Here is a 23,823-nt window from a genome sequence, read left to right as displayed (position 1 = left end):
GGCGCTCGTTGTTATTTATCTTGGTGTTGAGTTGATTTCACTTCACGCTGTTTCCACAGCTTGAAGATGGCAGGTAACACAAGCAGCGTTAACAGCAGGGCAGAAGCCATGCCACCAATCATCGGTGCAGCGATGCGTTGCATCACTTCAGAGCCGGTTCCCTCACCGTACATGATTGGAATAAGACCAATGATTACCGTTAATACGGTCATCATGACAGGCCGCACACGTAAGCCAGCACCTTCGCGAATTGCGTCTGTAAGATCCCGCGCTTGAAGCGGTCGTTGTTTCTCTTCTGCATCCAGTTTTCGGTGGTGCCACGCTTGGTTGAGATACACCAGCATGATGACACCTATCTCCACCGCAACGCCGGCGAGGGCGATAAACCCAACCCCCACGGCAATAGAGAAGTTGTAGTTCAGATAATGCATCAGCCATAAGCCACCAACCATTGCTAAAGGCAGCGTCAGCATGATGATCAGCACCTCACCTACACGGCGGAAGCTGAAGTAAAGTAGCATCATGATGATCGCAATAGTGATTGGTACTACGACACTTAAGCGGTCTTTGGCGCGTTCCATGTATTCGTACTGACCTGACCAAGCCAGCGAATAACCCGCAGGTAATTCAAGTTGATCTGCTACTACTTGTTGTGCTTCCACTACGTATGAGCCTAGGTCACGACCTTCGATATCCACGAAAACCCAACCGTTTGGACGCGCGTTTTCGGTTTTGATCATCGGTGGGCCATCCTCATAACGAATATCTGCCACGTCTGCGAGTGCGATGCGTGCGCCGTTGGGGGTTACCAGTGGTAGGTTTTGCAGTTTAACCACAGAGTCACGGTAATCTTGCGGATAGCGGACGTTAATCGGGTAGCGCTCTAGCCCTTCGATGGTTTCTCCAACATTCATACCACCGACAGCGGTTGAGATGACTTGCTGAACGTCTTTGATGCTCAATCCATATCTCGCAGCTGCGCGGCGTTTGATATCAATCGTTACGTAACGGCCACCCGCGACACGCTCCGCATATACAGATGAGGTACCGTGAACGCTATTAAGAATAGGTTCCAGCTGAGCACCAATTTTTTCGATCTCTTTCAGGTCTGGGCCTGCGATTTTGATCCCAATTGGCGTTTTAATACCGGTCGCCAGCATGTCAATACGCGTTTTGATCGGCATTACCCACGCGTTGGTGAGTCCCGGGAACTGAATCAGTTCATCGAACTCTTTGCGTAACGACTCTGTCGTCACACCTTCACGCCATTGGTCATGAGGTTTGAGCTGAATTACCGTTTCAATCATGGTGAGTGGTGCAGGGTCGGTGGCCGTTTCTGCACGGCCAATCTTGCCCCAAACCGTTTTAACTTCCGGTACGGTTTTGATCAGCTTGTTAGTTTGCTGAACTAGTTCACGTGCTTTACCAATCGAGATTCCCGGATACGTAGTCGGCATGTACATCAAGTCGCCTTCATCCAATGGTGGGATGAACTCGCTACCCAGTTGACTGGTTGGATAGTAAGCTGACGCCATTAGGCCTAAAGCGATAACGATCATACTCTTAGGATACTTGAGGCTGGTATTCAGCAACGGGCGATACAGCGCAATTAAGCCTCTATTTACTGGATTCTTATGCTCTGGTAATACGTTGCCACGGATGAAATAACCCATGAGCACAGGTACGAGGGTAATTGCCAAACCTGCCGCTGCCGCCATTGCATAAGTTTTAGTAAAGGCGAGAGGGGAGAACATCTTGCCTTCTTGACCTTCCAGGGCAAACACTGGCACAAAGCTTAACGTGATGATAAGCAGTGAGAAGAACAGGGGCGCGCCCACTTCTTCAGCGGCTTTGCCAATCACTTGCCAGCGGTTCTTATCCGTGAGAGGCGTTCGTTCAATATGCTTGTGGACGTTTTCTATCATTACGATGGCACCATCCACCATTGCACCGATGGCGATGGCAATCCCCCCGAGCGACATGATGTTGGCATTAATGCCTTGAGAATGCATGACGATAAACGCGGATAAAATACCGACGGGCAAGCTCAGCGCGATAACCAAAGACGAACGGATGTGAAATAGGAAGAGGGCACAAACAATCGCCACGACGATGAATTCTTCCGCCAATTTCTTCCACAAGTTTTCTACGGCAGCGTTAATCAGCGTGGAGCGATCGTAAGTAGGAACGATTTCTACACCATCCGGTAAGCTGCGCTGTAAATCTTCCAGTTTGTCTTTAACTTTGCTGATGACTTCACTCGCGTTTTCGCCGAATCGCATGACAATAACGCCACCAACCGCTTCACCTTCGCCGTTAAGCTCAGAGATGCCGCGACGCATTTGCGGACCTAAGTTGATGTCTGCAATGTCGCCCAATAAGAGCGGTGTACCTTTCTCTGTCACTTTGAGCGGGAGTGATTCAATATCCTCAATACTCGTTAGGTAACCTGTAGTGCGAACCATATGTTCCGCTTCTGCTACTTCAACAACAGAGGCGCCCGTTTCCTGATTGCCGTTTTGGATCGCCATGTTCACTTGTTGCAGTGTCAGGTTGTAAGCACGTAGCTTAGCTGGGTCAATCTGAACTTGATATTGCTTCACCATACCGCCAACGGTTGCGACTTCAGAGACGCCATCGACGGTTTGCAGCTCATATTTCAAGAACCAGTCTTGCATACTGCGTAGATCAGCAAGATCATGGTTGCCAGTTTTATCTTGCAGTACATAGCTGTAGACCCAGCCCACACCCGTTGCATCTGGTCCTAATGTCGGTTTTGCACTCGGTGGTAATTTAGGTGCTACTTGGCTTAGGTACTCTAAAACGCGCGAACGTGCCCAATACATGTCGGTATCATCGTTAAAAATGATATAAACATATGAGTCACCAAAGAATGAATAACCACGAACGGTTTCCGCTCCTGGTACGGCGAGCATGGCGGTGGTTAGCGGGTAAGTAACTTGATCTTCAACTACTTGAGGTGCTTGGCCTGGGTAGCTTGTTTTGATGATCACCTGAACATCAGAAAGATCCGGAATGGCGTCTACAGGTGTATTCTTTACACTGTAAAGTCCGGTTAAAACAAGCGCTAAGGTTGCGATCAAAACCATGAAACGGTTTTTGATCGACCAACGGATTATTGCTCCAATCATAGTTAGCCCTCAACCGCTTCAAGTTGCTTCAAGACGTAGTCAGCTCCTTGTTTTTCAACTAGAAATCGGACTTTCTGACCTTCTTTGAATCCGGATAGATCCACTTCATCACCCACAGAGAAGTTCATCTCTCCTGCCTCCCAGTTCCATTCTGCAACTGGGAGGTGGTTGAGAGTTATCATCCCAAAATCCGCCATCAACATGCTGATATCTCCGGTAATCCATACGTCAGTCACGACAACGCTGTCATCGGCTTTGTAATCAACGACTTCATATTGACCGGACTCTGTTTTCTGAATTTCAAACTCGATAGCTTGGCCTTTTTGCAGAGTGCCCACATCAACGTCATCTGCGAGGGTAAAGTTCATGACCATACCCGGCCAATCCCACTCTGCTACGGGCTGATGATTAATGGTCAACATACGGTGATCTTTCATCACATCGGTGATTTCACCCTTAGCCCAAACTGTTTCTACTTTGGCTTCAGTAGGTGATGAAATACGGGATAGATCAGCCGTTTGGCTTGATTCCGAATCCAACATAAAGTGTGCAGAGGTTACGATGCGATCATCTTGAGACAGACCTTGTAGCACCTCGATTTTGTCGTCGGCTTCACGCCCGACTTTGATGCGCGTTGAGCGGTATTTACCGTCGCCTTCAGACAACACTACTCGGGTCATACCGCCGGAACGAATAACAGAAGACTTAGGAATCGTCATAACCGCGTTATCAGTGACTGGTTGAAGCGCAATGTTGGCAAACATATTAGGTTTAAGATCGCCATTCGGGTTAGGGAACTTGAGGCGTACACGCAAGGTACGAGTCTTAGGATCCAGAATAGGGTATACGTAGTCGACAACCCCTTTCCATTCATTGCCTGGAATAGCATCAAGCGTCATAGTGGCGCTACTTCCTGCTTTCATCCAGTGAGCTTGGCGCTCAAATACTTCGGCATCCACCCATACGTTTTCAAGTGGGCCCGCGCTGATCACCGCTTGAGCAGGGGATAGGTAACCACCTTCACGAACGTTCAAACTCGCGATGACGCCATCTTCCGGAGCTTTAATTTCAATAGTTTGCGATGCTTTCCCGCGTTGAGTGATGGCTCTGATTTGAGAACGATCAACACCCAGTGTCACTAAACGTTCTGTCGCGCCTTTCACCAGGCCATTACGCCCAGTTCGGTAGGCGTTCAGCAGCTCTTCTTGTGCTTTGACTAGCTCAGGCGAGTACAGCGTGAACAGCACATCGCCTTTTTTGACCTTTTCACCCACGGCATTGATGTAAAGCTTTTCAACCCAGCCGGCCACGCGAACGTTGGTTTGCCACAAATGACTTTCGTCAAACGCGATATAGCCGACAGTTTCAATCCGAGGTGAAAGTTGCTCTAAAGAGACTTGAGCAGTTTTTACACCTAAGTTGTTTTCAACTGATGGGTCAATTTTTACCGTGCCGGGTTTGTCTTGTTCACCCGCGAGATCTTCAGCGTACACTGGGATCAAGTCCATGCCCATTGGCGATTTGCCCGGTTTGTCGCGCTTATAATTTGGATCCATTGGAGCAACCCAATAGAGTGGCTCGTTTGAGCTGCTTGCAGCGTTAGCGCCTGAGCCACTCATGTCGTGGTTTGCACCAGATAGGTACTGATTAACGCCAAACCCTAGTGCCCCGCCAACAAGCAGAGCGATGGTTGCTATCTTGATTGAATTTGAACTCATTCCTAATTCCTTATTTTCCCCATGAGGCATGACAGCGATGTTGATTGTTTATTGGTGTGCATTCGCCATCGTCCCCAAACTTGGGTTCTCTCATGTTTTTGTTTTAGTTCGCGCTTGCTTCAGGCGTGATGTTGGGTGTGGATACTTGATATTCGAAACCACCCAATAAAGCCGCTAAGTTGCTGTTTACGATATTTAAATCGGTAATAAGACGTTGCTGTTCGAGCTTTAGCGCCAGCTCGTCTGTGCTTGCCATGATCACGTCGTTAAACTGTGCGGTGTTGTTTTGATAGCCCCTTTCTACCGCGTGAATACGAGCTTGAACTTGGGGAAGTAAGGTGGATTGATAACGCTCTAAACGCTGACTCAAGTTGGCGCGATCAACCAGCAATGTGTTGACCTTTGCGTTCATCTGAGTCAGTAACGTATCTTTTTGTGAACGAGCGGCACCCACTTGATACTGAGCGGCAGCTAAGTTGCGGTCTTGGCGATTGCCAGTGAACAGGGGAATGTCCATCGTTAGATACGCGCTCACCAAATCCGATGCTGGTTCGCCTTTCATATTGTTGGCTTGACGATAGGCATACATCACTTCCACACCAAATTGAGGTGTGTAAGCTTGCTCTGCAATGTCCACTTGAGTTTCATTGGCAGAAATACTTACGTCTGCCATTTTTACCATCGGGTGCTCACTCAACTGTTGGTAGTGCTTGGTCGTTTCGTTATTTGCAGACAACTTTTGGTTTAATGACGCCCAAGTCAGTGTGTTGCTGGCTTGAAGTGTTGAGCGTCCGTTTTGGGTATAGGTATTGAGCCAGTCAGAGCCCAACCATTCTGAGAGTTGCGAGACCAAACGGCGCTGCATTTGCGCGTTGGCTTGCAGCTTTTCATCCAACTTACTCACTTGAAGCTGTGCATTCAGTAAATCTTGCGCTTCGCTTTTGCCGATTGAGTAATTGGTTTGAATGAAGTTTTCCATTTCCGTCATGAGCCGACGGTTTTCTAGCAAAATTTGCTCTGCTTTCTGCTGATAGCCCAGCTCCAACCAAAGCTGAGTCATGCTGTTTGCCACTTCAAGTTCCCGTGCGTGAACTTGTAGCGACAAACCATCGGCTTGTTGATTGGCTTTCTTTTGTTGAAGATCGAGCGTCGAGCCACGTTCGAACTGTTGCATCAAACCGACGGAGATATTGGTCATCGGATCCTCGTCAAATTTGAAGCTATCGACAGGCAAACCACCAAAACCGACTTTCAATTTCGGGTCCATCAAGGTTGCGCTGGCTACGCCTGTTTCACGCATTGCTTCCGATTGAGCGTAGAACTGCTTACGGTTGCCATCGTTGCTCAACGCAACGCTAATGAGGGTGGCTAGCTCATTGGTTGACTGAGCTTGGATTGATTGAGCTTGCGCGTCTTGTTGTGCTTTCGTATTGGCTGGCGATTGTGCCACCACATTGAAAGCAGGTAGGGCAACCAGAGCCAGTGAGCATACTGGTGCCACTATGCGATTTGGGTTGAATTCCATAATTTACATCCAAATTGATACCAAGCTCTTTGGCGTTTCGGGAGCGATTGAACCGAGCGGGAGAGCGTTGGTATTTGCCAAACGGATGACGCACTTTTTTATCGCTAAATAGCAGGTAACAAATGGAGTTACGAGCGAATAGCTGAGGTGAGCACGCTATCAGTTGGGCGCAAAGAAACTGCCTGCAAAGCGATGCAGGGTCGAATGCTTTGTATGGATTAAACTATCGGAGGCCGATACAAATCATGGGTTACTTGTACCACTGGTGCGGTAATTTCTGAGGCAATGGATGCGCGACAAGCCAATGGGGAGAGCTGGCTGTCAGTGGCTGGTAATGGGACAAAAACGAATGAGCAAGATGCTGTACAGCAATTGTGGATCATACCGGAGCCATCAACACAGCTCATGGTCATCTCTACAGAATCGGAGCTCAACGATGAGGCCATCTCCATGCTCATACTCGGTGAGCCGCAGTGATCGTTCTCGCTTGCTATTTCCGTCATGTGAGCTGACATCATGACATCACTCGACATCATTTTGATACTCATTAAAGGCGCGCTGTTAACAACGCTAGATACCAGTAGTATCAGCGTTGTACATAACGTTAGCCAAATTGTATGCAATGATTTCAGACGCATACGGTTTCCAGTCAAAATGAGCTTATATATCGAGTAACCCTTAAATAATAAAGGTTACCCTAGGGGTAAAGTCAAGGATTATACTGAACCCACTTCGAGATAATGAGTTCTACATCTTAAAGTCAATTGGACATATTAATCGCTAAGAAATATCTCGCTAGTGAGTTTTTTGTCACACGAACTTTCCATGGTGGGGTTTATCCTTATAGAATGTAAGGTTTAGTGTGCCTGCTTCGGGGGTTGTATGATAGAAATTGTCATCGATGGAAAATATAGAATTGTAGAAGAGGGGCTAACCCTTCTGGAAGCAGCCAAAGTGTGCGGGGTCGAAATCCCTTCACTGTGCGGAATGAACAAAAGTAACGAGAAAATTCCGTGTGATTTGTGTGTGGTCGAAGTGGAAAGTGGTGGAACTAAGCGCGCCTGTGATCTCAAAGTGTACCGCGGTCTCAATGTCGTCACACAATCAGAACAACTGAGTGAGCACCGCAGAAAAGCGCTCAACCGAATCATGACGGACCACTACGCCGACTGTGAAGCTCCTTGTAAAACGGCGTGCCCTGCTGGAGTAGACATCCAATCTTATCTCTACCATATCTCGCAAAACGATCATCAAAAAGCGATTGAAGTTATTAAACGCACACTGCCAATGCCGTTGTCGATTGGGCGCGTGTGTCCGGCATTCTGCGAAAGTGAGTGTCGCCGTTCTTTGGTGGATGAGCCGATTGCCATTCGCCAACTCAAACGCCATGCCGCAGACGCAGATTTAGCGGCGCATGAAGCGTATGTCCCAGAGAAAAAACCAGCGAAGCATCGCAAGATCGCCGTTGTTGGTAGTGGCCCCGGTGGCTTAACGGCAGGTTATTACTTGTCGAATGAAGGTTATGACGTCACCGTATTTGAGTCCATGCCAAAAGCAGGCGGTTGGCTACGCTATGGCATTCCTGAATATCGCCTACCTAAAGACATTCTAGACAAAGAAATCGAACTGATGTGCCGCAACGGCATGCAAGTTGAAACCAACAAAAAGCTTGGTGTTGATTTCACGCTGTCTCAATTGAGTGAAGACTACGATGCCGTCTGTTTGGCTGTGGGGGCGTCTCAAGCGGTAGAAATGAATTATCCTGGTAGCGACTTGGACGGCTGTTATCTCGGTGTTGATTACCTGAAAGATTACGTTACAGAACAAAACTACGCGACGGGCAGAAAAGTTGCCGTGATTGGTGGTGGTAACACTGCGATCGACTGCGCGCGTACGGCGCGTCGTGCGGGTGCCGATACCACTTTGATCTATCGTCGAACTCGTGACGAAATGCCAGCCGAAGACTACGAAATCGTCGAAGCTGAACATGAGGGCGTAAAGTTCCATTTCTTAACGAATCCGGCGGAAAACATCGCGGATGAAAATGGCCGCGTGAAGGCAATTCGATTAGAACGAATGGCGTTAGGTGAGCCAGATGCGTCTGGTCGTCGTAGTCCGAAACCAACGGGTGAGTTCTTTACTGAAGTATTTGATACCGTGATTGCAGCGGTATCGCAAAAGCCGGATCTCAGCTTCTTAGAAAACGATGAGCTCTCCATTCCTCTAACGCGTTGGAACACATCTGAATCCGATGCGCAAACCATGCACACGGGTACGGGCAATATCTTCAGTATCGGTGATTTTCGTCGTGGTCCTGCAACAGCGGTTGAAGCGGTGGGCGATGGGCGAGTTGCGGCAAAAGCGATTGATCTGTTCCTCAATGGCGATATGGCGGACATGCCGAAACCTGCGTTCAACTCTCGTAAAGAGAAAAAACTGGCGCAGGTTGACCCACTTCATTTCGAAAATATCCAAAAAGTTGCTCGTTCAATCATGCCAGAGTTGACCCCAGCGCAGCGTGAGCAGAGTTTTGCTGAAGTGGAGCTGGGCTTTGATAACGAAGAGGCCATGAAAGAAGCGGCGCGCTGCTTAGAGTGTGGTTGCCAAGCGAATACCGACTGTGCCTTGCGAGATTACTCAACGGAATATCATGCCGAGCAACATTTCGATGTTTCCGTGGACGTTTCCTCTGCTAGCGTGATTGGTCATCAAGATTGGCTCGATTTGCGAGCGAAAGATCTTCGTCACAAATACGAAGTAGACCGCAGTTCTGAGTTCATTGAATTTGATGCTAACCGCTGCATTAGTTGTGGTCAGTGTATTCAAGCATGCCGTGAGCAAGCGGTACATGGTGTGTTGAGTTTTGTGTCCGATAAAAATGGCCGACCAGCTTTACGACCAGATGATCGTCCACGATTCCGCTCCGATGAAAAAGGCGCAGGTTGCAGCGGTTTGACGCTCATGGGCGATTCAAAATGCGTGCAATGTGGGGCGTGTGTTCAGGCATGTCCAACGGGCGCGATGGTGGACAGCCGTGACCGCTCTCAAGGCAGAACCGAACAGCTAAAAGCCGTCGATACCATTTGTACCTATTGTGGTGTGGGTTGTAAGTTGACCATGTTTGTCGATGAGCAACAAAACAAAATCCGCTATGTAAAAGGGGCGGATTCGCCGGTTAACCAAGGTATGCTGTGCGTGAAAGGCCGTTTCGGTTTTGATTTCATTAGCAGCGAAGAGCGTTTAACGACACCACTGATTCGTAAAGATGGTTGGTTGCAGCCAGCAAGTTGGGACGAAGCGATTCAGCTAGTGGCTTCGAAGCTTTCGACCATCAAGCAAGATTTTGGTAACAACGCACTGGCCGGATTCTCTTCAGCGAAAACCACTAACGAAGATAACTACGCGTTTCAAAAATTCATCCGTCGTGAACTTGGTACGAACAACGTTGATCACTGCGCACGTTTGTGTCACGCATCAAGTGTGACAGGGCTTGAAGCATCGTTGGGGAGTGGTGCGATGACCAACGACATTCCGAGCATTAAGCATTCCGATGTGATCTTTATTATCGGTTCTGACACCACATCTGCGCACCCGATCATCGCTTCGCACATCAAACAGGCGATTCGTCATCACGGGGCGCGCTTGATTGTGGCAGACCCGAAACGAGTAGACATGGCCGAACATGCAGAGCTGTACTTGGCGCATCGTCCGGGTACGGATGTTATGTTGCTCAACGGCGTGATGCAACAAATCATCAAAAATGGTTGGTACGATCAAGAATACATCGAAGAGCGCGTAGACGGCTTTGATACCTTGCTTCAAGAGGTGATGTCGCCAGCGTACAACCTCGACAAAGTTGAGTTAGTGACGGGCGTAAAAGCGGACGATATTTTCGCGATGGCGCGAATGATTGGTACTGCAAAACGCACGGCGGTGTATTACTCAATGGGTATTACCCAGCATACAACAGGGCACGACAACGTTCGTTCGATTGCAAACCTGCAATTGTTGTGTGGCAACATCGGTATTGAGGGTGGTGGTATTAACCCACTGCGTGGTCAATCAAACGTACAAGGTGCGTGTGATATGGGCGCTTTGCCGAACTGCTATCCGGGATATCAAAAAGTGTATAACCCGATTGTTCGTCAGAAATTCGCGATTGAGTGGGATGCGCCGAACTTACCTTCTGAGCAAGGGCTTACCCTAACGGAAATCATCGATGCGGCGTGCAAACGAGAAGTTCGCGGGATGTACATCATGGGCGAAAACCCAGTACTGAGCGATCCAAACCAAGCACACGTGATTGAAGGGTTAGAAGCACTCGACTTCTTGGTCGTGCAAGACATCTTCCTCACCGAGACGGCGCAGTACGCCGATGTGGTATTGCCTTCTTGTTCATTTGCGGAAAAATCCGGTCACTTCACCAATACTGAGCGACGCGTGCAGCGCGTTAATGCGGCAGTGAAAGCGCCGGGTGAGGCGAAAGAAGATTGGTGGATCATTCAAGCGATCGCAAACGCGATGGGCAGCGATTGGCATTACCAGTGCGTTTCTGAAATCACTAGCGAGATCGCGCGTGTAACGCCGCAATATGCAGGGTTGCGTTGGGACGCGATCACGCCGAACGGTGTTCAATGGCCAAGTAACAAGAACAATCCAAACGGTACTCGTATCATGCACCAAACCCAATTTACCCGAGGGAAAGGGCAAATGGTGGGCGTGCCGTTCCGTTATGCAGCTGAGTTGCCTGACGAAGAGTATCCTTTGGTGCTTACAACAGGGCGTGTGCTAGAACAATTCCACACCGGTACGATGACACGCAAAACGAAAGGGTTGGATAACCTTGCTGGGCCAAGAGCGATGATCAGTGTTGAAGATGCCGAAGCAATTGGTATCCACAATGGTCAGCGCCTAAAAGTGTCGACTCGTCGTGGCAGCATCGAAATTGATGCGTTTGTGACCAAGCGAATGCAAAAAGGGGTGGTGTTTATCCCATTCCATTTCGTTGAGTCGCCAGTCAACCGCTTGACGACCACGGCAACGGACCCGCATGCGAAAATTCCTGAATTCAAAGTCGCGGCGGTGAAGATTGAAATCAGTGAAACGGCCGCTCAACCAGAGCCTGTCGAGGAGGTGGTACACCACGTCTAAAATAGCCGACTCACGCACTGGCGAGTTGAGAAATTACATTTAAGCTTATGAGATGTAATAGCGAAATGTGCAGTGCGTGTGTCGAGCGTTTTTAAGTGGATCATATTGCTTCTACCCGCTCTTATTTGGCTGGCGGTCAGGCAAATTGAACATATTTGGTGGGCGGAGAATCTTACCTCGATTCCCGCCCTCATTGTGTTCACTTACGTTATTTTAGCCTCGGCGTTTTTTATCGCTCGCAGATGGTTGCAAAGTGCATTTTCTGCCTTTGTCGCTATTTTGTTTGTCTCGTTACTTGTTTCGCCGCAGCGCAGTCATGTGGCGTCTTGCTCGCACTCGTTGAGCGTCATTCAATTTAATCTTTTTTACGAAAACTCAGACATCAATCAGTTCATCAACTATCTGTTGAGGCATCCTGCTGATTTGGTGGTGATGCAAGAGCTGACGCCGCGAGTTGGTAGCCTCTTGCACATGTTGGATGATGTCTATCCGCATTATCATGGTGGCCAACGTGACGTAGGGTACCCATCAAATTTGATGATTCTTAGCCGACACCCGATCACGGAGGTTTCGGTTTATCGTGCGCCAAATGGACAAGAAGTCATCAGAGCGGTTTGGTTGCCTAAAGGTCAAGCACCGATCACTTTGTTTGCGGCTCATCCACCGTCACCAAGAACCAGCGAGCTTTGGCATCAAAGAAATGCGTTGGTGCGAACCATAGAAACGCTGACCGCGCTTTATCCCGAGCCAGAGGTGTTGGTTGTGGGGGATTTCAATCTCTCCTCGGTTAGCCCTCGTTTTTCTACGCTGTTCCCGAGTTTTCAAACCGCGCCAGTGACGAGCTGGCCAACTAACATCAAAGGCATAAACGTGCCAGAGCCGATGATGATAGGTATTGATCACTTGTGGCTAAAGTCTGAGCAAGGACAGCGAATCATTTGCTCTCGTGAATCCTCTGCTTTTCCACAAGGCTCAGATCACCGCATGGTGACAACCCAGATCGGTGTGCATGTTCCATAGTTCAAGCTCTTAGAATTTGTCATGTTTCATAAGTAAAACCGGTACTGAGCTTGTCATAGAATTGACTGTCTCTGACGATCCTCTGTTATTTGAGCAAGTTCTATAACCTAAACTTTGCTCGCTTCCTATACTGAATTAACGAAGCAGAGTTTTTATAACAACAAGAGGCAGCTTGCATGACAAGAACAACCTCATTTGCACTCGTTCTATTACTGATGTGCGCATACTTTGGTTACAACCGTTATTACGTGTATCCGCAGCAGTTGGAAACACAGGCCAAATCCATGTTGATACAAATGGCAAATCGCGAAGAGTGGATGGATGTGTTTGAAATGATGAACCGCGTAGAGGCGCACAAAGGGCATTTAGAGCTCGTGGCCGATGTTACGTCTTCTGATGGCAAACGTGCTTACAGTGAAGGCTTTATTACCTATACTGATCGTGAAGGTGTCGTCTGTAAACAGGTGGTGTTTAACTTTAAAATCAACTCTTTGAAAAACTACAGTATTTCAGACTTACGAGACTGCTCGTACGGCGAATATTATTAAGATGAGTTGCTTAGTTAAGTCCGGTAAAACTAAATTTGAATATCCAAACAAAAATAGCCTCATTGTCGAGGCTATTTTTGTTTCTGCTGAAAAGAAAAAATTGGCAAGTTTAATCGAGTGATTTCTTAAACCTCAGTGACGCGACGGCCAATCCAAATACGGTAAACCCGAGCAACCAAAGGGTATCTCGCCATAAGTCCATCAGATCCGCCCCTCGCAACACAATGCCTCGAATCATGCGCATAAAGTGAGTGGCGGGCAGGGCTTCTGAAATCCACTGTGCTGCGACTGGCATGCCCTCGTAAGGGAACATAAATCCAGACAACAGAATCGAAGGCAGAAGAATGAACACCGTCATTTGCATCGCTTGAAGTTGTGTTGTGGCGATGGTGGATATGACTAATCCTAAAGTTAAGCTGGCGGCGATAAACAACAAGGTTCCAAATAGAATTTGGCTGATTGCACCGTTAATCGGTACGCCGAAAATCCAATGTCCCAACCCTAGAATGATGAAAACCTGAATTAAGCCGACAAAGATATACGGCACGATTTTCGCCACCATTAGCTCTATTGAGTGGATGGGCGTGGTGATCAATAGCTCCAAATTTCCCCGTTCACGTTCTCGTACAATCGCGGCACTGGTGAACAAAATCATCGTCATGGTGAGAATCACACCGAGTAAGCCGGGTACGATGTTGACCGCAGAACGCCGACTTGGGTTGTAGTAGAGTGCGACTTCGAATGTTTTGCTTGGCGCTGGGCGAATCTCGAAATCAAAATCGGTCAATGGCATGGTTTGCAACGACAATATTGCCGAGCTGATCATGGTATCTGACCCATCCACAATCCATTGCCCAAGCTCTCGACCTTGCATCATGCGTTGTGTGAGATCGCTTGGCAAAATCAGCACTGCGCGCACAATACCATCTTGAATCGCTTGTTCAGCCTCTTGCGCGGTGGCATAGGTTTCTTTGATATCCACCACTTGAGTGACTTTGACGGACTGGGTAATGATCCGCCCGGCGGTGCTGCCACTTTGGTCAACAACACCTACCGGAATGTTGCGAATGTCCGTATTGATTGCGAAGCCGAACAGCAAAAGCTGGATAAGCGGGATCATCACCACCATGCCAAATGTGATTCGGTCACGGGAAAGTTGGCGAATCTCTTTGATCATGACGGCTTTCATGCGAGCGATAGGTTTCATCATTGGCGGCCTTTCCCTGTCACGCTGACAAAAACATCTTCTAAGCTTGGGCGAGCGAGGTTCATTTCAGCGTTTTGAAGTTCAGGAAACGTCTGCTTTAACCATTCAATCGGCTGCTCGACATGCTGGTGGATAAGGATGCGTAAACGAATCCCCAACTGCGCCGCAGAGCGAACTTCGTCACGTTGAATCAGCTTTTCTTTAAGTTCACGAAGTTTGTCGGCTTTCACCTCAATGATATTAACGCCCATTTGTTCCATTAACCGTTCGGGTTCACCATCGGCACGAATTTCGCCTGATTCCATGATTGCCAGACGGTGGCAGCGTTCCGCTTCGTCCATGTAATGCGTGGTGACCAAAATCGTCGTACCTTGATCGCACAAGTCGAACAACTGCTCCCAAAAATCGCGTCGATTTTCGGGGTCAACGGCGGATGTCGGCTCATCCAAAAATAGCAGTTCGGGTTTGTGCATGGTCGCCGCGGCGAGTGAAAGGCGCTGCTTTTGTCCACCACTCATGCCGCTTACGCGCTGTTTGCGCAATTGATCCAACCCGTAAGTGGTGAGCTGCTCTTCTATCCGCTCTTTCAGCGACTTGCTGCTTAAACCAAAAATTTGCCCAATAAATTCGAGGTTTTCTTGAACGGATAGGTCATCGTACAACGAGAACTTTTGTGTCATGTAGCCAATTTTGAGCCGCAGTTGTTCGGATTGTTTTGGGATGTCTAATCCAAGCACATCCACACTGCCTTCGCTTGGGCTAAGAAGGCCGGTGAGCACACGAATGGTGGTCGACTTACCGCAACCATTTGGCCCCAAAAATCCGTAAATGCTGCCTTTGGGCACGTTGAGTGTGATGTTATTGATAGCAGTAAAGTCGCCGAACTTTTTGACCACATTTTGAGCTTGAATTGCATACTCGGTCATTGGCTTACTCCACCAAATCTACTTGGGCAGGCACACCTGACGGCAACGTTTTTGCAGACTCAGGTAAATCAACTTCTGCTAGATACATCAACCGTGAACGTTCTTCTTCGGTTAGTGCGAAGTAGGGCGTGAATGAAGGCTCACTAGCCACCCAACGTACGGTGCCTTGTAATGGACTCTCAAGGCCATCGACATTTACCGTCACGGTTTTTCCAGGAATAAACCCGATTCGATAATCGGCAGGAACATACACTCGCGCATACGGCACGCGGTTGGCTTGAATCACGGCAACCACACCGTTTACTGGTACGCGTTCGCCAAGATTGTAAGGCAAATTATCGAGCGTACCGTCACGCGTAGCCGTGATGGTGAGTTCTGCCAGTTTTTGCTCTTGCAACGCCACTTCGGCTTTTGCCGCCATTAAAGCGGCTTTAGCTTGTTCGGTGTCTTCGAGGCGAGAACCTGCGGTGAGCTTACTGAACTCTTCTTTTGCTGAGTCTAATTCGGCTCTCGCCGAGTCCCTTGCCGCAAGAGCGGAATCTTTTTCGGATTGACTGATGAGTTTTTTACGCACTAGTTCTGCTTTGCGTTGATAGTTTTTCTGCGCTTCGGTGAGCTGCGCTTCCGCTCGGGCTACGCGTGCCGATGCAGCAGCAATGTCTTCTGGGCGTTCACCATTGGTCAATTTAAGCAAATACGCTCCCGCTTTGGCTTGCTCGGCAACGGCGTGCGCAAGAACTGCTTGTTGATTCTTGGTATCGAGCTGAACCAACACTTCCCCTTCACTGACCAAGCTGCCTTCTTTGACAGGAAGGGCTCTAATTATCTCATTAGATGTGGCGGTAAACGTTACGCGGTCACGTTCTAAGGTGCCAAGCGCTTGGTGCGTGTTATCTTTCGAACAGGCGCTTAAAAGGGCAATAATCAATGTGCCAAAAATGATTCGCTTCATAGTGCGGTGCTTCCTTTGAAGAAGTAATGCATGAATAGATAACTTGTGAACGGGAGCGTGTTGATTGAGCCTGCCAACCCGTCGCTAACTGCCATCCATAACGATTTCTTTTTAGAGCTTAGCATTTTATCTACAAGCGATTCTTTTTAAATAGAGAGGCTTAGCGTTGGAAGAGGGCTATGAAGGCCTCAATTTAAAGAACCTTGACCAAGCTCCGGTTTTTATCGGCAAATGACATTAAAAAAGCCCAGCGATGAGCGCTGGGCTTGAATAGATAAGATTGACGTGAGTGACTATGCAGTTTTGAATTGGCCGACGATCTCTTGTAGACCTACCGCCAACTCACTTAAATCGCGACATGCAATTGCTGTTTGGCGTGAACCTGTCGCCACTTCGCTAGAGAACTGGTTGATGTGTTCCACGTTACGATGCAGCTCTTCTGTTACCGAGCTTTGCTCGCTGCAAGCACTCGCAATTTGAATGCTCATTTCAGCAATGTTATCTGCGCCTTTTTCGATTTGGTCGATGGTTGCACCGGCTTTTTGTGCTTGCTCAACGCACTCTTGAATCAAATCGCTGCTGTTATTTGTTGCTGAAACGGCACTCTTCGAACAATTTTGCAGTTTAGAGATGATCGTGATGATCTCTTCGGTTGAAGCTTGAGTGCGGCTTGCTAGCGTTCTCACTTCATCCGCTACGACGGCAAAACCACGGCCTTGTTCACCAGCGCGCGCAGCTTCAATGGCAGCGTTAAGCGCAAGCAAGTTGGTTTGTTCTGCGATGTCTTGGATAACGTCAACCACAACGCTAATGTTAGACGCATCTTGTTCCAGTTCTGTCACCATGTTGCCAACCGATTGAATCGCCAATGACGCTTCGTGGATTTGGTTAATACATTCTTGAACGACGCCGCGACCTTCTTTCGCATCGTGAGAAGCACTGTTTGCAGTTTCTGACGCCGCTTCGGTGTTGCTGGCGACTTCATTTACTGTCGCTTGCATCTCGTTCATTGCTGTTGCGATAAGGTTTAGCTGAACTTGTTGTTCATCCATGCCGGTTGAAGTCTGTTCGGAAATCGCGCTCACTTCTTCAATGGCGGTGCCTACTTGAGCTGTGGTTGACGAGATACTGTCGACCAAAGTAAGCAACTTCGCTTGCATATCAACGCAGGCATCTGCCAAGGTGCCAAGCTCATCATGACCAATTTTGTTACGTGGAAGCTGGTAAGTTAGGTCGCCCGACGCGATTTTCGACGCCATGTTTACCACGTAATTTAGTGGTGTGCAGATCTGTTTGGTTAGGAATAGGCCTAGCGTAAAACTCAATGCCAATAGCGCGACGATAGCAATAATGCTGTAGGTGATTGCGCTGCGCACTGCTTCATGAGCGCTAGCAATATCTTCTTGTACGTAGGTTTGGTTTAGTTCCACTAAATCACGAATTGCATCGGATAATTGTGTGAATGTAGAAAATCCGTTTAACAATGTTTCATTTGCGTCATCGATTTTATTGTTCAATAGCAACTTAGCGTATTCATTGTTAAACGCACTGTATTTAACCCAGGCACTTTTTACTTTATTGAAAGCGTCTCGGTCGCGTTGATCCCACAGTCCTTTCTCATATTGGTCTAGATATTTATCAATTTTCTGTTCAGATTTTTCTAATCCGGCTACCCATTCCATGAATTGAGGGTGATTCACATTGGTTAATAAAGAGAATTCATCCTTTCTTAAAATTCCGAGTTCAATTTCGGTATTTTTTACGAGCAATACGCTAGGTACGGTGGTTTCAGAAAATACGGTAAGCTTTCCTTCTATCATCTTGATTTCAGATGTAAAGAAAACGGAGAGAGCGATAACAGATAACGAAATGATCAAAATCAGCGCACTGATTTTATACTTGATACTTAAATTAGAAAGTTTCATAGACTCACTGATAATGGGGGTTTGAAAGGCTCGGAGTCTATTACTGAGATTTGAAATATAGTGTGATTAATGTCTCAAATAAATTTATCGTGAATAAAATTAAGTCGTAATCTAAATGTTCATAATTAAAATAAATCCTTGTTATTTATAGAATTAATTATAATTTATAAATAAATGTAAATTAATAATGTGTTTCAATTTGGTGTTTATAGGAAAATTAACTGTTACATGATTATTATTTATTTTATCCCGATTTTTGTTTCTTATTATAGCGTTTGCTAATGAAACTTAGATCTTGAACATAAAATACATTCTTTGTCTTTAATATAACACTTGAAGGTAACCGTAAGTCGAGGCTTTCATGCTCAAGGCTGACATACTGTTTAAAACGCCAAACCACTTTAACTGCAAACGGCGATGTCGTTGCGGTTTTAAATGAGCAATTGCTTCACATTTTAAGTGGCTGATTCGTAAAATGGATTGCGGTCTGCCATGACAATAGGCAAGGTGTTGAATAATACGAATCACTCATATAAGGTCATCCATGACAACAACTGGTCACGTGCATTTTTATATTGGCACTTACACCAACCCACCGAGTACGAGCACGGGCATTGCGCGTGTATCGCTGAACACTGAAACGGGTGAACTGACTCGGCTTGACGATGTTGCTGTTCAACGTAATCCGTCCTATCTCACGATCACCGAACACGGGCTGTATACGTTTAGCGAAATGGATAGAAATGCAGGTGCAGAGCTCGCGTTTTTTCGCGGTAGTGAATCCGTCTCTTTGCCGATTAATGGCGATTATCCGTGTCATTTGGATATCAAAGAACCGTTGTTGGCGGTTGCTAATTATGGCTCTGGAAATGTTAGCGTATTTCAATTGGATCGCGATGGTAAACCGCTTGGTTTGTTGACGGATTTATACGTTGATGGATGCGGGCCGAATTTAGAGCGCCAAACTTCTCCTCACGCTCATCAAGTCACGTTTTTAAAGCACAGTGATCAATTGGTTGTCGTAGACTTAGGCAGCGATAGCGTCCTTATTTATGATTACGAGGCTCAACAGTCGGATTTTTCACTGTCGCAAGTGATTCATTTACCCGCAGGTTCGGGACCGCGCCATGTGGTGTTTAACCAACAAGAGTCGACAGCGTATGTGGCTTGCGAACTGTCAGAAACCTTGATTGTTCTGGTTAAGCACCAAGATAAATGGCTTATCTCGAATCAAACAGAATTATTAGAAGGGGAAGAGAATCAGCAAGCGGCGGCGGCGATTCGTCTTTCGTTAGATGAAACGTTTTTGTATGTCTCTTGCCGAGCTCAGAACAAAATCAGTGTGTTTGATGTGTCTGGTGATACGCCCAAAAGGCGAGCAGCCATTCACTGTGAAGGGGCTTTTCCACGAGATTTTGTGTTGTCTCATGATCAAAAGTGGTTGCTGGTTGCCAATCAACATTCCAACAATGTGGTGAGCTTTCGTCGCAATCCTCAAACAGGGGAAATTACTGCAACGGGTTATGACTGTGAGATAGGCTCTCCAGTGTGTATTGTCGAACACCTTTGTAACGATTAACGCAGAAGCAGCAGGAAATAGAAAAGCCTAGCGGGCGGCTAGGCTCTCAAGGATAAAAACAGTTAACGCCAATCTTCGAGGCACACTTAGACGTAAATTTTGCCTTTCATATACAACACACCATCACCAGATACATTGACGCAATCCTCTTTGACTTCGCAGTACAGAACGCCACCACGCGCTGATGCTTGATACGCCACTAAAGATGCTTTGCCGAGCTCTTGCGCCCAATATGGTGCTAAGCCTGCGTGGATTGATCCTGTGACAGGGTCTTCATCTCCGCCGTTCGCTGGCCAAAAGTAGCGAGATACAAAGTCGTATTGACTGCCTTTTGATGTGACGACGACATCGTAAGGGGCGAGTTGTTTCAGTTGGTCGGATCGATATTGAACATCGAAAACGGTTTGCTCATCTTCCACGATGACGAAGTAAGCTTGCGGGCTAAGCAGTACGTGTGTTACTTCGCAGTTTAATCCCTCAATTAATTGCGTAGGAACGGCGTTGACGGGGTGTGGTGCTCTTGTCGGAAATGTCATTTCAATCTTGCCAAGTGCGTTCTTAATTACGGTTAAGGTGCCCACTTTTAATGTGTGAAACTCAATACTTCCTGTAACGCCGAGTTGGTCGAACAACACCATGGAAGCGGCGAGCGTTGCGTGTCCACAAAAGTCGATTTCTGTGAGTGGCGAAAACCAGCGTACTTCATATTGATTAGTACCAATCGCTTTAACAAACGCGGTTTCAGAGAGGTTGTTTTCCGCTGCAATGTTTTGCATTCGCTCTGGTTCTAACCATTCTTGCAAGGGTACAACTGCGGCTGAGTTGCCTTTAAATTGCGTGTCTGTAAATGCGTCAACGACGAAGATATCCAGTTCCATTTTGTCTTCCTTGTTCTATGAGCGGTTAGTTAGCATAAACCAGATGCAACTCAGAAAATAAGAAATTTATGTTAGAATCTTAAAGTTTCAAAATAGACTATGATTTTATGTTTTATGATACTTATTGGTGTGCCCTGGCTTGGGTTGATGAATAGACTTGAATTGAACTCATTGAAAGGAAGAAACACATGAAAGCGATTCACAAGTCTGTTTTGGCCCTTAGCGTTTTGGTTATCGGCTCTGCCCATGCTTTTGAACTAACGAGCAAAGATATTCAAGAAGGTCATCCAATGGCGAAGACATTTGAATATTCAGGTTGGGGATGTGATGGTGCGAACCAGTCTCCACAACTGATGTGGAAAGACGTTCCAAAGGGTACAAAAAGTTTTGCGATTACCGCGTACGATCCTGATGCACCAACAGGCAGTGGTTTTTGGCATTGGATAGCGTTTGATATTCCAGCCTCAGTTAACGAGCTGCCTCGTGGCGTTGATATCAGTAAGCTCGGCGGTAAGGAGTCTCGTATCGATTACGGTACTACTGGTTTTGGCGGCGCATGTCCGCCAGAAAAAGATGGTATGCACCGCTACCAGTTTACCGTTTGGGCGCTGCCGAGTGATAAGTTGAACTTGGATGAGAACACGCCAGCGGCGGTTGTAGGATTTACGTTGAATAGTGTTGCATTGGACAACGCGAAGTTAACCGCGACTTACACACGATAATTGAATACGAAAGGGGAGAAGATGGGGCATCAATATCAAGTGACGCTGTTTCGTGCGGAGCAGCAGCAAAAGCTACGTAACGTCAGGATTCACTCCCCGAGTATTATCCAGATCATTAAAGGGAGTAAGCGTCTGTTTTGGAAAAACGAAGCGTTTGATATTCTTCATCCTAACATCATGCTTTGTGAAGCAAACGCTTCGCTGAATTTTGAAAACCTTCCTCAACAAGGGCGTTTTCTTTCACGAATGTTCAGTTTTCACTGCGTACCTAGCGATGAAATGTTAGAGCTGAGTATGAGTAATGCATTGGGAAATTACGTCCCAGCGGTGGAGACAGACAAAGCACTGCAAGCGACATTAAATGCCTTGTTTTCTTTTGAACGGGAAAGTTTAAGTGAAGCGACGCAACGTTATTGGATGATGGGGTTGTATCAGCAGTTAGCAGAGCGAGGACTATTGCATCGGCTTTTCTCGAGTTCCAATACCTCGTTCAGTCAGAAACTCAGCCGCTATCTGTCACGCTCTCCGGGCGATGACCACCCTTTGGAATTTGTTGCTGAGCGCTTTGCTATGAGCCGAGCAACGTTGATACGCAAACTCAAGCAAGAGGGCACTCAGTATCGCGAAGTGCTGGCAGAAGTGCGCTTAAATCACGCACTCTACCTGATGCAAAATGGTTCATACAACGTTGCGTTACTCGCGCAGTTGTGTGGCTATCAATCGGAAGGCCGTTTTAGCCAACGATTTAAAGGGAAGTTTGGTTTAACGCCCAGTGAGTACATAAAAACTGTCGTCAGTTAGTACTTAATATTGCTGTTTGGCTCGATCTTTATGTTTCCAATTTTAGCTCTGGTATTTGGTTTTCATCCTCAGTGCGACGTTAACCAAAGCAATCAGAACAGGAACCTCGATTAGCGGACCAATCACGCCAGCGAATGCTTGATCGGAGTTCAGGCCAAATACAGCAATGGAAACCGCGATCGCCAGCTCGAAGTTGTTGCCCGTCGCCGTAAAAGCGATGGAGGCATTTTTATCGTAGGGGATGCCCATTCTCTTCCCGATAAAGATGCTGGTAAAAAACATCAATACGAAGTAGATCGCTAGTGGGACTGCCACGCGGAACACATCCATTGGTAGCTGTAAAATCATCTCTCCTTTGAGGCTGAACATCAGCACGATGGTGGCGAGCAAAGCGATCAAAGTAATGGGTGAAATTCGAGGAATAAACACATCGTTGTACCACTTCTCACCCTTTGCAGCGACTAACCATTTACGACTGAGAAAACCAGCGAGGAACGGAATGCCTAAGTAAATCAATACGCTTTCCGCAATGTCTCCCATGGAAATATCAACCACAAAACCTTCATAGCCAAAGAACGGTGGAAGTACGGTGATGAATAGCCAAGCCATAACGCTGTAAGTCAGAATTTGAAATGCGCTATTTAATGCCACCAAGGCCGCGCCATATTCTTTGTTGCCGCCGCCAATATCATTCCACACTAAAACCATAGCGATGCAGCGTGCAAGGCCAATCAAAATAATACCGACCATGTAACCTGGATGATCACCAAGAAAGGTTAAAGCAAGAACGAACATCAGGATTGGGCCGATGACCCAGTTCATAACCAGAGACAGCGTGATGGCTTTTTTATCTCTCGTTACCGTTCCTAATAGACCGTAGTTCACCTTGGCGAGTGGTGGGTACATCATCAAAATCAAACCAATGGCGAGTGGTACGTTCGTACTACCAACGGACATTGCTTCGTTCCATTCTGCTACTTGCGGGTAGGCTGCGCCTATCCCCACGCCGATGGCCATTGCGACAAAGATCCAAACCGTTAAGTAGCGGTCAAGAAAGCTCATTTTTTCGCTGGCACTATTTAAAACTTCAGTCGTCATAGTGATCTCTATTCGTTTATCGTCGAAAGGCGATATATAAGGTTATAGTTTATCTTTGCGCGCATGGAAAGCGCGCAATGTGTCTTAGCTAAATAAACCGGAAAATTGAGCGTTAAACGCGTTCAGTTTTTCACGTTGAATGCGGTAACAAACCTTTGGCGGGTTAGGTTCTGCACTGATAAATCCGGCCTGTTTTAGAATACGTAAGTGTTCTGATACGGTCGATTGCGCTAAACCTAACTCAGAGACTAAATCGCTATTTAAGCAGCCGCCCATAGTGTCTAAAGTGTGAAGAATATGCAGAATGCGTAAGCGAGCAGGATGAGACAGCGCTTTCGCTTGAGCGGCGAGTGCTTGCTCTTTATCGAGTTGTTTTTGCGTGGCTTCAAAAGCAATTTGGCACGTTTCGCTGCATTTGTTGCTCATGAGCAAACCTTTATAGTTAATCGTCGAATTGCGATTAAGTGTACGTGTGCTTTTTCTAAGGCGCAACTGTTGGCAGTAAAAAAGCAGAACTTAAAGATACGACGAATTGGGGGTGTGGTATCAGGAGCTAAGTTCTGCTTGGGGGTTAGGTCATGAGCAATTCTCTATATTTCCTGCTCGCTAAATTAGTATGGT

The 23,823-nt window shown here is 47.1% G+C and carries 17 protein-coding genes; 6 read left to right on the top strand and 11 right to left on the bottom strand.

Translation table 11 applies throughout. The features are described from left to right. Nucleotides 1-11: 11 nt before the first annotated feature. The 4 genes from NL643_RS09640 to NL643_RS09625 form a co-directional block, all read right to left on the bottom strand. On the bottom strand, nucleotides 12-3,152 hold the full coding sequence (locus NL643_RS09640; protein WP_006742108.1) for an efflux RND transporter permease subunit: 3,141 nt from the start codon (nucleotides 3,150-3,152) through the stop codon (nucleotides 12-14). A 2-nt stretch (nucleotides 3,153-3,154) separates the two neighbouring features. After that, a complete protein-coding gene (locus tag NL643_RS09635; RefSeq protein ID WP_182032983.1) occupies nucleotides 3,155-4,870 on the bottom strand; it encodes an efflux RND transporter periplasmic adaptor subunit in 1,716 nt (571 codons plus the stop codon). A gap of 103 nt (nucleotides 4,871-4,973) precedes the next feature. Then, nucleotides 4,974-6,395 carry a TolC family protein gene (locus NL643_RS09630; RefSeq protein ID WP_253644340.1) on the bottom strand — a complete coding sequence of 474 codons (1,422 nt, stop codon included), beginning with the start codon at nucleotides 6,393-6,395 and terminating at the stop codon, nucleotides 4,974-4,976. A gap of 218 nt (nucleotides 6,396-6,613) precedes the next feature. Beyond that, nucleotides 6,614-7,033, bottom strand: coding sequence for a hypothetical protein (locus tag NL643_RS09625; RefSeq protein WP_253644339.1), 420 nt, complete (start codon nucleotides 7,031-7,033; stop codon nucleotides 6,614-6,616). A gap of 244 nt (nucleotides 7,034-7,277) precedes the next feature. Here NL643_RS09625 and fdhF point away from each other — a divergent pair, with 244 nt between their 5' ends. The 3 genes from fdhF to NL643_RS09610 all read left to right on the top strand — a co-directional run bounded on the left by fdhF (nucleotide 7,278) and on the right by NL643_RS09610 (nucleotide 13,114). Further along, the gene (gene fdhF, locus NL643_RS09620; protein ID WP_253644338.1) at nucleotides 7,278-11,546 is read left to right on the top strand and encodes a formate dehydrogenase subunit alpha; all 4,269 of its coding nucleotides are present in this window, start codon (nucleotides 7,278-7,280) and stop codon (nucleotides 11,544-11,546) included. 72 nt (nucleotides 11,547-11,618) lie between these two features. Continuing rightward, on the top strand, nucleotides 11,619-12,566 hold the full coding sequence (locus tag NL643_RS09615; RefSeq protein WP_253644337.1) for an endonuclease/exonuclease/phosphatase family protein: 948 nt from the start codon (nucleotides 11,619-11,621) through the stop codon (nucleotides 12,564-12,566). A 176-nt stretch (nucleotides 12,567-12,742) separates the two neighbouring features. Next, on the top strand, nucleotides 12,743-13,114 hold the full coding sequence (locus NL643_RS09610) for a hypothetical protein (protein WP_005391248.1): 372 nt from the start codon (nucleotides 12,743-12,745) through the stop codon (nucleotides 13,112-13,114). 109 nt (nucleotides 13,115-13,223) lie between these two features. Here the strand turns inward: NL643_RS09610 and NL643_RS09605 are convergent, their stop codons facing one another. The 4 genes from NL643_RS09605 to NL643_RS09590 form a co-directional block, all read right to left on the bottom strand. Then, complete coding sequence (locus tag NL643_RS09605) at nucleotides 13,224-14,321, bottom strand: ABC transporter permease (RefSeq protein ID WP_253644366.1); 1,098 nt, start codon at nucleotides 14,319-14,321, stop codon at nucleotides 13,224-13,226. Then, a complete protein-coding gene (locus NL643_RS09600; protein WP_253644336.1) occupies nucleotides 14,321-15,247 on the bottom strand; it encodes an ABC transporter ATP-binding protein in 927 nt (308 codons plus the stop codon). Before NL643_RS09600 ends, NL643_RS09605 begins: the two co-directional genes overlap by 1 nt. Nucleotides 15,248-15,251: 4 nt before the next feature. Continuing rightward, complete coding sequence (locus tag NL643_RS09595; protein ID WP_253644335.1) at nucleotides 15,252-16,199, bottom strand: HlyD family secretion protein; 948 nt, start codon at nucleotides 16,197-16,199, stop codon at nucleotides 15,252-15,254. A 293-nt stretch (nucleotides 16,200-16,492) separates the two neighbouring features. Then, nucleotides 16,493-18,124, bottom strand: a complete 1,632-nt coding sequence (locus tag NL643_RS09590; RefSeq protein ID WP_253644334.1) for a methyl-accepting chemotaxis protein — start codon at nucleotides 18,122-18,124, stop codon at nucleotides 16,493-16,495. A gap of 544 nt (nucleotides 18,125-18,668) precedes the next feature. Between NL643_RS09590 and NL643_RS09585 the strand changes: the two genes are divergently transcribed. Then, on the top strand, nucleotides 18,669-19,703 hold the full coding sequence (locus NL643_RS09585; protein ID WP_253644333.1) for a lactonase family protein: 1,035 nt from the start codon (nucleotides 18,669-18,671) through the stop codon (nucleotides 19,701-19,703). An 86-nt stretch (nucleotides 19,704-19,789) separates the two neighbouring features. On the opposite strand, the gene NL643_RS09580 is transcribed toward NL643_RS09585, so the two are convergent. Beyond that, on the bottom strand, nucleotides 19,790-20,581 hold the full coding sequence (locus tag NL643_RS09580) for a PhzF family phenazine biosynthesis protein (protein WP_253644332.1): 792 nt from the start codon (nucleotides 20,579-20,581) through the stop codon (nucleotides 19,790-19,792). 188 nt (nucleotides 20,582-20,769) lie between these two features. Here NL643_RS09580 and NL643_RS09575 point away from each other — a divergent pair, with 188 nt between their 5' ends. Together NL643_RS09575 and NL643_RS09570 are read left to right on the top strand one after the other, a co-directional pair. Further along, nucleotides 20,770-21,303 (top strand): YbhB/YbcL family Raf kinase inhibitor-like protein, encoded by a 534-nt coding sequence (locus tag NL643_RS09575; RefSeq protein ID WP_005391235.1) that lies wholly within the window; start codon nucleotides 20,770-20,772, stop codon nucleotides 21,301-21,303. Nucleotides 21,304-21,324: 21 nt separating this feature from the next. Continuing rightward, nucleotides 21,325-22,104 (top strand): helix-turn-helix transcriptional regulator, encoded by a 780-nt coding sequence (locus tag NL643_RS09570; RefSeq protein ID WP_005391234.1) that lies wholly within the window; start codon nucleotides 21,325-21,327, stop codon nucleotides 22,102-22,104. 42 nt (nucleotides 22,105-22,146) lie between these two features. Here NL643_RS09570 and arsB read toward each other — a convergent pair whose 3' ends face one another. Both arsB and NL643_RS09560 read right to left on the bottom strand, forming a co-directional pair. Next, on the bottom strand, nucleotides 22,147-23,202 hold the full coding sequence (gene arsB / locus NL643_RS09565; protein ID WP_253644331.1) for an ACR3 family arsenite efflux transporter: 1,056 nt from the start codon (nucleotides 23,200-23,202) through the stop codon (nucleotides 22,147-22,149). Nucleotides 23,203-23,286: 84 nt separating this feature from the next. Continuing rightward, complete coding sequence (locus NL643_RS09560; protein ID WP_006742094.1) at nucleotides 23,287-23,628, bottom strand: helix-turn-helix transcriptional regulator; 342 nt, start codon at nucleotides 23,626-23,628, stop codon at nucleotides 23,287-23,289. Nucleotides 23,629-23,823 lie beyond the last annotated feature (195 nt).

Source organism: Vibrio sp. Y42_MX_L11, assembly GCF_024181785.1.
In the GTDB taxonomy this organism is placed as follows: domain Bacteria; phylum Pseudomonadota; class Gammaproteobacteria; order Enterobacterales; family Vibrionaceae; genus Vibrio; species Vibrio diabolicus.
This window is presented reverse-complemented; position numbering and strand designations above follow the sequence as displayed.

Excerpts from the sequence above, each read along its gene's own strand:
- NL643_RS09640 (WP_006742108.1), bottom strand. The coding sequence starts at position 3,152 with ATGATTGGAGCAATAATCCGTTGGTCGATCAAAAACCGTTTCATGGTT.
- NL643_RS09635 (WP_182032983.1), bottom strand. The coding sequence starts at position 4,870 with ATGAGTTCAAATTCAATCAAGATAGCAACCATCGCTCTGCTTGTTGGC.
- NL643_RS09630 (WP_253644340.1), bottom strand. The coding sequence starts at position 6,395 with ATGGAATTCAACCCAAATCGCATAGTGGCACCAGTATGCTCACTGGCT.
- NL643_RS09625 (WP_253644339.1), bottom strand. The coding sequence starts at position 7,033 with ATGCGTCTGAAATCATTGCATACAATTTGGCTAACGTTATGTACAACG.
- fdhF (WP_253644338.1), top strand. The coding sequence starts at position 7,278 with ATGATAGAAATTGTCATCGATGGAAAATATAGAATTGTAGAAGAGGGG.
- NL643_RS09610 (WP_005391248.1), top strand. The coding sequence starts at position 12,743 with ATGACAAGAACAACCTCATTTGCACTCGTTCTATTACTGATGTGCGCA.
- NL643_RS09605 (WP_253644366.1), bottom strand. The coding sequence starts at position 14,321 with ATGAAACCTATCGCTCGCATGAAAGCCGTCATGATCAAAGAGATTCGC.
- NL643_RS09600 (WP_253644336.1), bottom strand. The coding sequence starts at position 15,247 with ATGACCGAGTATGCAATTCAAGCTCAAAATGTGGTCAAAAAGTTCGGC.
- NL643_RS09595 (WP_253644335.1), bottom strand. The coding sequence starts at position 16,199 with ATGAAGCGAATCATTTTTGGCACATTGATTATTGCCCTTTTAAGCGCC.
- NL643_RS09590 (WP_253644334.1), bottom strand. The coding sequence starts at position 18,124 with ATGAAACTTTCTAATTTAAGTATCAAGTATAAAATCAGTGCGCTGATT.
- NL643_RS09585 (WP_253644333.1), top strand. The coding sequence starts at position 18,669 with ATGACAACAACTGGTCACGTGCATTTTTATATTGGCACTTACACCAAC.
- NL643_RS09580 (WP_253644332.1), bottom strand. The coding sequence starts at position 20,581 with ATGGAACTGGATATCTTCGTCGTTGACGCATTTACAGACACGCAATTT.
- NL643_RS09575 (WP_005391235.1), top strand. The coding sequence starts at position 20,770 with ATGAAAGCGATTCACAAGTCTGTTTTGGCCCTTAGCGTTTTGGTTATC.
- NL643_RS09570 (WP_005391234.1), top strand. The coding sequence starts at position 21,325 with ATGGGGCATCAATATCAAGTGACGCTGTTTCGTGCGGAGCAGCAGCAA.
- arsB (WP_253644331.1), bottom strand. The coding sequence starts at position 23,202 with ATGACGACTGAAGTTTTAAATAGTGCCAGCGAAAAAATGAGCTTTCTT.
- NL643_RS09560 (WP_006742094.1), bottom strand. The coding sequence starts at position 23,628 with ATGAGCAACAAATGCAGCGAAACGTGCCAAATTGCTTTTGAAGCCACG.